The following is a 9,415-nucleotide window of genomic DNA, read 5'->3' on the forward strand; positions in this document are numbered from 1 at the left end:
CGGCGTGCTTGGGGCCGCGCAGCGTGATCGGCATGCGGTCGCCGGGCGTCGCCTTCAACACCTGCACGCCCATCTGGCGCAGCGGCTCCAGCACCCGGCCCATCGGCCGGCCCGACAGCGAGGCGTCGCCGATGAAGGTCGTTTCCATGTCATAGGTGCCGACCAGGCCCATGGTGAGCCGCGAGCCGGTGCCGGCATTGCCGAAATCGAGCGGGCCATCGGGCTGGAGCAGCGCGCCGTTGCCGGTGCCGCGGATCACCCATTCGGCGCCGCGCTTCTCGATATGCGCGCCCATCGCCTTCATCGCCGCGCCGGTGCGCATGACATCCTCGCCCTCGAGCAGGCCGGTGATGCGGGTTTCGCCGGACGCGAGGCCGCCGAACATGAAGGAACGGTGCGAGATCGACTTGTCGCCCGGCACGCGCGCCGTGCCGGAGAGCGCTGATGATTTGCGGGCCGTGGCCGGTTTCGGAGCGGCAGCGTGAGACATGGTTTTCCCTGGATGGAACGCCGGCGCACCGGCACTTTTCTTTTGTTGCGGCGGTCTCGTATCACGGCGGACGGGAATGGTCATCCCCTTGGTGCAACGCCTGCGATTGCGGGCTTTTGCGGCGTCGGCCCGAAGCCGGCTTTTGGCTTTGACAGCGCCGTAAACTGCGGTTAAGGGGACCACTCTTCTATCTACGAGGCCTGCTGTGGCAAAAGCTGAACTTGGCACCAAACGCATCGACCCGGAAACGGGTCGGAAATTCTATGACCTGAACAAGGACCCGATTGTCTCGCCCTATACCGGCAAGAGCTATCCGCGTTCCTATTTCGAGGATGGCAAGATTTCTGCCCTCGAAGAGGACGAGGAAGTTGCCGACAAGGAAGTCGACGGCGAGGACGAAGAGGGCGCCGAGGTCGTTTCGCTCGAGGAGGCCGACGAAGAGGCCAAGGGCGGCGACGATCTTCCCGATCTCGGCGACGACGAGGACGATGTGGACCTCGGCGACGACGAGGACGACACCTTCCTTGCCAATGAAGAGGAAGAGGACGACGATGTCTCTGACATGATCGGCGTCGGCGACGACGACGACGAGGTCTGATCAGGCCCCGGGCGCGACCGTTTGCCGGCCTTTTTGGCCTGTGACGAAAAAGCGGTCGTTGAAGGCTTGATCTTGACCGAAGGCGGGGTTAGAAGCCGCCTGCACTTGACGGCGCGGATCCAAACCCGCGCCGGATCTCTTCGCCGGAAACGGCGCCGGCTGACTGCCGGGAGTGGGGCCATAGCTCAGTTGGGAGAGCGCTTGAATGGCATTCAAGAGGTCGTCGGTTCGATTCCGATTGGCTCCACCAAACAGTCCTTTTCCGATGCTCGGATTCGCGGCATTCGCGCTCGCCGCCTGCCAGTCGGCGCCTGAAGCGCCGCCACCGCCACCTCCCCAGCCTGCCGTGGCTGCCGCAGTTGCTGTTCCTGCTCCCCAGGGTTCGGCGGTCTTGGATCCATCCGTGGTGGTCACGCCCCCCGGCAAGGGCGTTCCGGCAAAGTATGCCGCATTTTCGGGCATATGGGCCGGACAGCTGGACGGGATGTATGAAGGCAAGCTCGCCGTGCTGACGGTTTCTCCGCGCGGGCAGGTGACTGTCACCTATGCCTGGGGAGATCTGGCCGACAACAAGCCGGGAGTGGCCGATGGCGCCGGGAAAATCGTCGGCAGCACTTTGAAGCTCGGGCGCCTGCCGAACGGCGCCGACGTCACCGCCACAATGCTTCCCGACGGAACGCTGGCCGCCAGTTATGCGCTTGCCGGCCAGACCTACACCGGTCTGTTCACCAGGCAGTAGCCTTCTGGCGAAGTGAATGGCCGTCGCGGCGCTGGCCGCGATCGATCCAGGCCGAACGCGCGCTGCGGTTCTTCACGATAGTGCGGGCCGGCTTCACTTTGGCGGCGCTGTCCGGACCCGGGCCGAATCGGCTATGTCTCGCCGCATGCAGGAAACGTCCCTCTACGTCCCGGTGAAGCGGTTCCTCGAGAGCCTGGATTTCACCGTCAAGGGCGAAGTCGGCGGCTGCGACGTGGTCGGGCTGCGCGAAGGCGAGCCGCCGGTGGTCGTCATCTGCGAACTGAAACTGCAGTTCAATCTCGAGCTTGTGCTCCAGGCGGTCGATCGCGCCGCCGCCTGCGACGAGGTCTGGCTTGCCGCGCTTATGTCGGCGCCCGGCAAGGGCCGCGAGCACGACCGCCGCTTCCGGGCCTTGTGCCGGCGACTTGGCTTCGGCTTGCTCGGCGTCGGCGGCAAGGGCGAGGTCGAACTCCTGCTCAGTCCCGCCGCCCTGCCGCCGCGGCGCGATCCCAGGCGGCGCTCGCGCCTGATGGAGGAGCATTATCGCCGCAAGGGCGACCCGGCTACCGGCGGCAGCACGCGCACGCCCATCATGACCGCCTACCGGCAGGAGGCGCTCGCTTGTGCCGCCGCCATGGCCGATGGTCCCAAGCGGCCGCGCGACCTGAAAGTGCTTTCGCCGCGCGCGGCGAGCATCCTGCTGCACAATTACTATGGCTGGTTCGCCAGGGCCGAACGCGGCATCTACGCGCTGACCGAAATCGGTCGCGCCGCCGTGCAGTCACATCGGCTGGTCGAGAGCCCGTTGTAGCGAACATTCAGGGCGAGAAGGCGCGATCAGAAACGCTCGCGATAGTCGCGCGGGTTGGTGCCGAGGACGCGTAGAAAGCCGCGCCGCATCGTTTCTTCCGAGCCGAAGCCGCAGCGCCGGGCCGTCTGGCTGATCGCCTGTCCCCGTTCCAGCATTCGCCGCGCTGCCTCGATTCGGATCTCTTCGATGGCGCGGGCCGGTGTCCGACCCGTCGCTTCGCGATAATGCCGCGAGAAGCTGCGCGGGCTCATGTTGGCGCGGTCGGCCAAATTCGGCAGCGAAAGGTCGCCGTCCAGATTGTCCAGGATCCAGCCATGCAGCCGGTCGAAGCGCTCGTCGCCTTCCTGCAGCTTGAGCGTCTGGCTGAATTGCGCCTGGCCGCCGGGACGTTTCAGGAACACCACCAGCTGGCGTGCCACGGCAAGCGCCATGCGTCGGCCAAGATCGGCCTCGACGAAGGACAGCGCGAGATCTATGCCCGCCGTGACCCCCGCCGATGTCCAGACATTGCCGTCACGAATGAAGATCGGGTCGGGTTCGAGCCGGACCGCTGGAAAGCGCCGTGCAAACTCGGCGCAGCGTCCCCAATGGGTAACCGCGCGACGGCCATCGAGCAGGCCTGCGGTCGCTAGCAGGAAGGCGCCGCTGCAAACCGAGGCTGTTCGCGTGGCATCGCGCGAGCGGCCGATCACCCATTGCAGGAGCTCGCGATCCTCGCAGGCCGCGTTGACGCCCCATCCGCCCGGCACGATCAGCGTGTCGATCCCGGACCCATGCGGCGGCAGCAGCGTAGCCTCGAGCACGAGGCCAGCCGACGTCCTGATCCGCGGCGAGGCGGCGACGACCATGACCTCATAGGCCGCCGGTTCGCCGGCCTGGATCTTGAAGTCGTTGGCGCTGGCGAACACCTGTAGCGGCCCGCTGACATCGAGGAGCTGGACGTCGGGATAGGCAAGGATTTCGATACGGCGCATGGCTTTGGCTTGAAACGAGGGGTGATTGGCGATCTTGCCAAAGCATGATGCCTTAGCTTGGCCGGAGTCAACCTGAGGAGATTTCCATGGTCCTTCGTCTCGGCATCCTTGTGTTCCCCAACGTCCAGCAACTCGACCTCACCGGCCCCTACGAAGTCCTGGCATCGGCAAAGGGCGCCGAGGTGGAATTGATCTGGAAGGACGCGATCCGGTGATGTCGTCGACGCGGCTGCCCCTTACCGCGACAGCCACCTTCGACGATTGCCGGCCTCTCGACGTGCTGTGCATTCCTGGCGGCGGCGGCGTCAACGCACTGCTGGAGGATCAGACAGTTCTCGACTTCGTCTGGGAGCGCGCGGCACAGGCGCGAATCCGATCGATGCTGCCGTCATCGCAGCCTTCATAGCTGCGACCAAGCCGGAACTGCGGCCGCTGCGCGATGCCGAGACCAGGACGTTGGCCGATCTCGTCACGCGCCGGCGTCAGATCGTGCAGATGATCGTGGCCGAAGAGAACCGCGCCCGCACGGTCAACGCAAGACAGGCGCAAAAGAGCATCAAGCGCCTGCTCGCCGCGCTCAGGCGTGAGTTGGAAAGCCTCGATGCCGACCTGGACGATCATATCCGCAAGTCGCCACTCTGGCGGGTCCGGGAAAAACTGCTGTCCTCCGTACCAGGCATCGGTCCCACCGTTGCCCGCACCATGATCGCAGAGATGCCGGAGTTGGGCAGCCTCGACCGGCGCCAGATCGCAGCGCTCGCAGGTCTCGCACCATGGACGAGGCAGTCTGGCACATGGCGTGGCAAGAGCTTCATCGGCGGCGGCAGGAGCCGCGTGCGTGCCGTCCTCTTCATGGCTGCCCTCGTCGCCATACGCCACAATCCGGTCCTCAAGGCCTTTCGCGACCGCCTCGTCGAGGTCGGCAAGCCGAAGATCGTCGCCGTCGTGGCCGTCATGCGAAAGCTGCTGACCATTCTCAACGCCATCATCCGCGACCAAAAACCATGGCAAACAGCTTGACAGCCAAGACAGTCGCTCTCCCCGTAAACGGGGCGAAGAAGGCCAATCTCAAAACCGCTCCAGCTTCACCCTTACCTTCGCCAGGAACGCCGCCCTGCTGCGGGGAGTCGAGGCGTCCATCAGATAATGCGCCAGGAAGAAGGTCCGGCAGCGCGTGGCGCACAGCGCCCGCATGCCGCGCAGGATGGTCTTGCGGCCGGGCTGGCCGACGACGACGCTCCACCAGGTCGGCGCGCCGCAGGTGGTGATGACGCCGACCTTGGTCACATGCCGCATCAGCGACGTGATCCGCCCCTTGCCGGCCGGCAGCTTGAACGCGACATCGGTCGCCCAGACCCGGTCGAGCCAGCCCTTCAGCATCGCCGGCAGGCCGTACCACCAGGTCGGATAGACGAACAGGATCGCCTCGGCCCACATGAGATGCTCGAAATGCGGTTTCAGCGCCGGATCCTGCGGCGCGCGCTCGTTGTAGAAACGCCGCTCCTCGCAGCTCATCACCGGATTGAAATTCTCGGCATAGAGGTCGAGCAGCCGTACCTCCCAACCGCGTCGCGTCAGCACCTCGACGGCACCGTCCCGGATCGCCGCGCAAAAGCTCTCGGGCACCGGATGGCAATAGACCACCAGCACGCGCATTAGAATTGATCCATGCTCGCGGCCACCTTCGAAGTGAAGGCCGCCCGCGACGCGTCGGTGGAGAGGTTCATCGAGTAATGCGCGAGATAGGAGACGGAGGCGCCCGGCTTGATGGTGGCGCGCAGCATGCGCTTGACCACCCTGCGCGGCGGGTCACCCATCAGCAGGGCCCGGAACCGGCTGCCGCCATAGGTGGTGACAGCGGCGAGCTTGCTTATGTTGTGCAGTGTCGGCTGCACCTTGCCTTCGACCAGCCTGAACGACACGCCAGGCAGGAAGACGCGGTCGAAGAAGCCTTTCAGGATCGCCGGATAGCCGTAATTCCACACCGGGAATGACAGCACCAGCGCCTCGGCTTTCCGCAGCCTTTCGACATAGCCGGCAACGGCATCGCCCGGTCCGCGCTGGTCGTGGTAGCCGAGCCGTTCGGCCCGCGTCAGCCGGGGATCGAAATCCTCGGCATAGAGGTCGCAGTCGTCGATCGTGTGACCTGCCGCGCTCAGCCGCTCGACGATCGTCCGGTGCAGGCCGGCATTGAAGCTGGTCTCCACCGGATGAGCGTAGAGGACGAGGATGTTCACGGGAGGAGTTTCCCTAGGTCAGCGCCAGGCACCCTTTTCCGCCACGCCTTTCTTTGCAACGTTGGAGATTGGCGAAAGCGGCGGAGCGAATAATCTCCCCCCTTGAGGTGGAGATGGCCGGCAGGCCAGAGGGGGGTGCAGCGCCAAACGCCCGTCATCGTCTCACCCCACCTTTTGCAGCCCCTTGAACAGGAACGACTTGCCGGAGCGGTAATCATAGTCCGGGTTCTCCCAGGCGATCATCTTGCCGGGGTTGAGCAGGCCTTGCGGGTCGGTCTCGCGCTTGAAGGCGAGTTGGACATCGTCAGTCCGCTTCATGCCGCCCTCTTCCAGCGTGTAGCGGTGCGGGTTGAAGATCCAGCAGCCATTATCCTCGTGGATGCGGATGATCTCGTCCAGTCGCTCTTGCGTGGTGTAGCGCACCAGCGGCAGGCCGGCGGCGCCGATCGCGCCGTCGAAACGGATGAATTCGAGATGCGCCGGCACCTCGTCGCCGAAGCGGTCGACCATCGCCTTGACGTGGGCGAGATGATCCGGCGACGGATAGCGTGCTTGCAGATAGGTGATCGTCGGATCGACCCGGATCGCCCGCAGCGTCGTGTGGTTCCAGGACAATTCGTAGGCCGGCGGCAGCCCCTTGAGATCGGCCTCCTGGTCGGCCCGGAAGACGATCTCGCCCTTGCCGCTCTTCACGAAGGCGACAAAGGCTTCGATCGCATGCGGCGCGATCATGCACACCACGATGCTCTGCTCGCGTCGGAAGAATTTTTGGTGCCGCTTGAAATAGTCGTAGGGGATCGGTGCGGCGATCGGCGTGATCAGCTTCGCCAATATGCCGTCCTGGATGGCGAGGTCGTTGCCGAAGCCGGCCGCGTCCATGAAATCGTCGAAGCCGACGATGACATCGATCCAGTCATAGGACGCCGTCAGCGGCATCTCGACCTCGGTGATGATGCCGTTGGTGCCGTAGGCGTGCATGACCTTGAGCACCTCCTCGCCGGTCAGTTCCATGACGCGCGGTTCCGCCTCCATCGTCACGGTCCGGAGCCGGATGACATTGCCGAGGTCGCGCAAGCCGCCCCAGCGGATCGAGCCGACGCCGCCCGAACCGCCAGCGACGAAGCCGCCGATCGACGCCGTGTTGTAGGTCGAGGGCGACATGCGCAGCTCCTGCGCCGAATGCGCGCGCGTCGCCTTGTCGATCTCGGCCAGCACCGCGCCCGGCCCGGTGACCACCCGCCCCGGCGCGATCGCCTTGACCTGGTTCATTTCGGCGAGGTTCAGCACCACGCCGCCCGACAGCGGCATCGCCTGCCCGTAATTGCCGGTGCCGCTGCCGCGCGGCGTCACCGGAACGCCGTGCCGGTGGCATGCCGCGAGCACGCGGATCACCTCGTCCTCGCTCTTCGGCGTGACGATCAGGTCGCCGGTGACATGGTCGAGCTGTGCTTTGAGCACCGGGCTGTACCAGTAGAAGTCGCGGCTCTTCTGCTGGACGATCGCCGGATGGTCGTCGATCTTCAATCCATCGAGATCGCGTTTCAGCGCTGCGATATCCATCGTCACACCATCAATTCGTCGAGTTCGGCATAGTCGGGCAGTTTCCGTTCGATCGCCCTGCCCTCGCGCACGACGATGCGATCCGATTCTGGCCGCGACAGCAATTCGGTCCAGCTCCGCCCCTTGAAGACGATGAAGTCCGCGCTGCCGCCGGCGCTGAGTGTACCAAAGCCCTCCAGCCGCATCACCTTGGCCGGCGTCGCCGCCACCGCTTGCGGCCAGTCGCCGACCGGGTGGTCGAAATGCAGGATGCGCGTCGCCATGCGGTAGACTTCGAGCATGTCGAGATCACCATAGGCGTAGAACGGATCGCGTGTGTTGTCCGACGCGACGGCGACCGCAATGCCCCTCGCCTTCATCTCATGCAGCAGCGTCACGCCCCGCCAGCGCGGCGTGGTGTTGTTGCTGCGCCGGTCCTGCAGATAGAGGTTGCACATCGGCAGCGACACCACGGCGAGCCCTGCCTTCGCCACCTTGTCCAGCGTGTCCAGCACTTCAAGGTCGGGCTGGCGCGAGAGCGAGCAGCAATGGCCGACCAGGATGTTGCCGTCAAAACCATTCCACAGCGAGGCCTCGGCAATCTTCTTCAGCGATATCGCCGCGACATCGTCGGTCTCGTCGGCGTGGAAATCGAGGTCGAGCCCGTGCTTGATCGCCTGGGCGAAGACCTGGTCGAGAAGTTCTTCCAGGTCCGGCACCATATAGGTGACGACACCGAGCACGCCCTTGGCGGCGGCGACACGTTTCGCCAACCGCTCGAACCAGGCCTTGTCGCGCACGCTCTCGATGCCCAGCAGGCAGGCCGCCTGCAGCTCGATCCGACCGCGCCACTTTTCGCGCATCGTCTCGAACACCGGCCAGGAGATTTCCTCCTGCGGCGCGACACTGTCGAGATGCGTGCGCAAGGCCCTGGTGCCGTGCGCGTAGGCGGAGCGCAGCGAGAAATCCATGCGCCGCGCCACATCCTCCGCGCTCCAGCGCGCGGCGCGGTCGGCGCCCGTGGCATTGAGCGCGCCCATGAAAGTGCCGTCGGGATTTGGCTTGCGCGGCCATATATGGCCCTTGTCGATATGGGTGTGGCAGTCGACGAAGCACGGCAGCACGATGCGGCCGGCAAGATCGATGGCATCGGCCGGCGTTTTCGAGCGACCGCGCGCGACGATGCTGGCGATCTTGCCGTCGGCGACGGCGATGTCGGCGAGCGCGAAGCCGTCGCTGTCCAATGTGGCAGTGAGGCCGGGCGTCAGCGACTGGTGAACGCGGACATTGGCGAGATGGTAAGAACCAGAGGCCGGTATCAAGCCGCAACTCCTCGGATTACGCGGACAGACACCACCCTACCGCTCCTGCTTCAGCGCGCTCTCGTGCCAGCGGCGCAGGATCAGATGCGACACCAGCGACAGCACCAGGAAAATCAGGATGCCGGTGAGCGAGATCAGGATGAGTGCCGCGAACAGGCGGGGCGCGTTGAGCCGATAGCCGGCCTCGATGATACGCGAGGCGAGCCCCGACGACTGCCCCTGCGCGCCGGCGACAAACTCCGCCACCACCGCGCCGATCAGCGACAGGCCGCCGGCGATCTTCAGCCCGCCAAGGAAATAGGGCATCGCCGCCGGCAGGCGCAGATAGCGCAATTGCTGCCAGCGGGTCGCGCCGTTGAGCTTGAACAGGTCGCGCAGGTTGCGGTCGACGGAATTCAGGCCAAGCGTGGTGTTGGAGAGGATCGGGAAGAAGGCGACGATCCAGGCGCAGAGCAGCAGCTTGGTCGTCTGGTTGTTGATGTAGATGTTGATCAGCGGGAAGATGGCGACGATCGGCGTCACCTGCAGCACGATGGCGAAGGGGAAGAACGACATCTCCACCCATTTCGACTGTGCGAACAGCACCGCCAGCCCGACGCCGCCGATGACCGCAAGGAGCAGGCTGAGGAAGGTGATCCTGAGCGTCACCAGCAGCGAGGAAAACAACAGACCGGCATCGTCATGCAGCGTCTGCAGGACCACGCC

General features: G+C 65.1%; 9 protein-coding genes, 1 tRNA gene and 3 pseudogenes. 6 read left to right on the top strand and 7 right to left on the bottom strand.

The window, feature by feature from the left end; all coding sequences use genetic code 11:
• A pseudogene (locus EN780_RS19770) lies at nt 1–490 on the bottom strand (3-phosphoshikimate 1-carboxyvinyltransferase); the annotation flags it as partial.
• Between the two features lie 205 nt (nt 491–695).
• Between EN780_RS19770 and EN780_RS19775 the strand changes: the two are divergent.
• The 4 genes from EN780_RS19775 (at nt 696) to EN780_RS19790 (ending at nt 2,638) form a co-directional block, all read left to right on the top strand.
• Nucleotides 696–1,088 (top strand): TIGR02300 family protein, encoded by a 393-nt coding sequence (locus EN780_RS19775; protein ID WP_127284414.1) that lies wholly within the window; start codon nt 696–698, stop codon nt 1,086–1,088.
• A gap of 174 nt (nt 1,089–1,262) precedes the next feature.
• A tRNA-Ala gene (locus tag EN780_RS19780) sits at nt 1,263–1,338 on the top strand.
• Nucleotides 1,339–1,491: 153 nt separating this feature from the next.
• Nucleotides 1,492–1,827: a hypothetical protein gene (locus EN780_RS19785; RefSeq protein WP_245494553.1), complete on the top strand. Its 336-nt coding sequence runs from the start codon at nt 1,492–1,494 to the stop codon at nt 1,825–1,827.
• Nucleotides 1,828–1,972: 145 nt separating this feature from the next.
• The gene (locus EN780_RS19790; RefSeq protein ID WP_128275068.1) at nt 1,973–2,638 is read left to right on the top strand and encodes a DUF2161 family putative PD-(D/E)XK-type phosphodiesterase; all 666 of its coding nucleotides are present in this window, start codon (nt 1,973–1,975) and stop codon (nt 2,636–2,638) included.
• Nucleotides 2,639–2,664: 26 nt separating this feature from the next.
• Here EN780_RS19790 and EN780_RS19795 read toward each other — a convergent pair whose 3' ends face one another.
• Nucleotides 2,665–3,612, bottom strand: coding sequence for a GlxA family transcriptional regulator (locus EN780_RS19795; RefSeq protein WP_127391263.1), 948 nt, complete (start codon nt 3,610–3,612; stop codon nt 2,665–2,667).
• Between the two features lie 86 nt (nt 3,613–3,698).
• On the opposite strand from EN780_RS19795, the pseudogene EN780_RS19800 reads away from it, so the two are divergent.
• Nucleotides 3,699–3,982 (top strand): annotated as a pseudogene (locus EN780_RS19800) (DJ-1/PfpI family protein); the annotation flags it as partial.
• Nucleotides 3,982–4,632, top strand: a pseudogene (locus EN780_RS19805) (IS110 family transposase); the annotation flags it as partial. The pseudogenes EN780_RS19800 and EN780_RS19805, both read left to right, overlap by 1 nt.
• A 48-nt stretch (nt 4,633–4,680) precedes the next feature.
• On the opposite strand, the gene EN780_RS19810 reads toward EN780_RS19805, so the two are convergent.
• The 5 genes from EN780_RS19810 to EN780_RS19830 form a co-directional block, all read right to left on the bottom strand.
• Nucleotides 4,681–5,268 (bottom strand): NAD(P)H-dependent oxidoreductase, encoded by a 588-nt coding sequence (locus EN780_RS19810; RefSeq protein ID WP_128275069.1) that lies wholly within the window; start codon nt 5,266–5,268, stop codon nt 4,681–4,683.
• A complete protein-coding gene (locus EN780_RS19815; protein WP_128275070.1) occupies nt 5,268–5,849 on the bottom strand; it encodes an NAD(P)H-dependent oxidoreductase in 582 nt (193 codons plus the stop codon). The genes EN780_RS19810 and EN780_RS19815 overlap by 1 nt, the downstream gene beginning before the upstream one ends.
• Nucleotides 5,850–6,011: 162 nt before the next feature.
• A complete protein-coding gene (locus EN780_RS19820; RefSeq protein WP_128275072.1) occupies nt 6,012–7,409 on the bottom strand; it encodes an FAD-binding oxidoreductase in 1,398 nt (465 codons plus the stop codon).
• A 2-nt stretch (nt 7,410–7,411) separates the two neighbouring features.
• Entirely contained in the window at nt 7,412–8,710 is a 1,299-nt protein-coding gene (locus EN780_RS19825; protein WP_128275071.1) for a cytosine deaminase, read from the bottom strand.
• 36 nt (nt 8,711–8,746) lie between these two features.
• The coding region (locus tag EN780_RS19830; RefSeq protein WP_133372652.1) for an ABC transporter permease at nt 8,747–9,415 on the bottom strand (669 nt) is incomplete at its 5' end.

The sequence above is a fragment of the Mesorhizobium sp. M4B.F.Ca.ET.089.01.1.1 genome (genome assembly GCF_004022605.1).
In the GTDB taxonomy this organism is placed as follows: Bacteria; Pseudomonadota; Alphaproteobacteria; order Rhizobiales; family Rhizobiaceae; genus Mesorhizobium; species Mesorhizobium abyssinicae.

Bases quoted from the DNA above. Each gene is read 5' to 3' on its own strand.
- EN780_RS19790 (WP_128275068.1), top strand. From the start codon at position 1,973: ATGCAGGAAACGTCCCTCTACGTCCCGGTGAAGCGGTTCCTCGAGAGC.
- EN780_RS19810 (WP_128275069.1), bottom strand. From the start codon at position 5,268: ATGCGCGTGCTGGTGGTCTATTGCCATCCGGTGCCCGAGAGCTTTTGC.
- EN780_RS19795 (WP_127391263.1), bottom strand. From the start codon at position 3,612: ATGCGCCGTATCGAAATCCTTGCCTATCCCGACGTCCAGCTCCTCGAT.
- EN780_RS19820 (WP_128275072.1), bottom strand. From the start codon at position 7,409: ATGGATATCGCAGCGCTGAAACGCGATCTCGATGGATTGAAGATCGAC.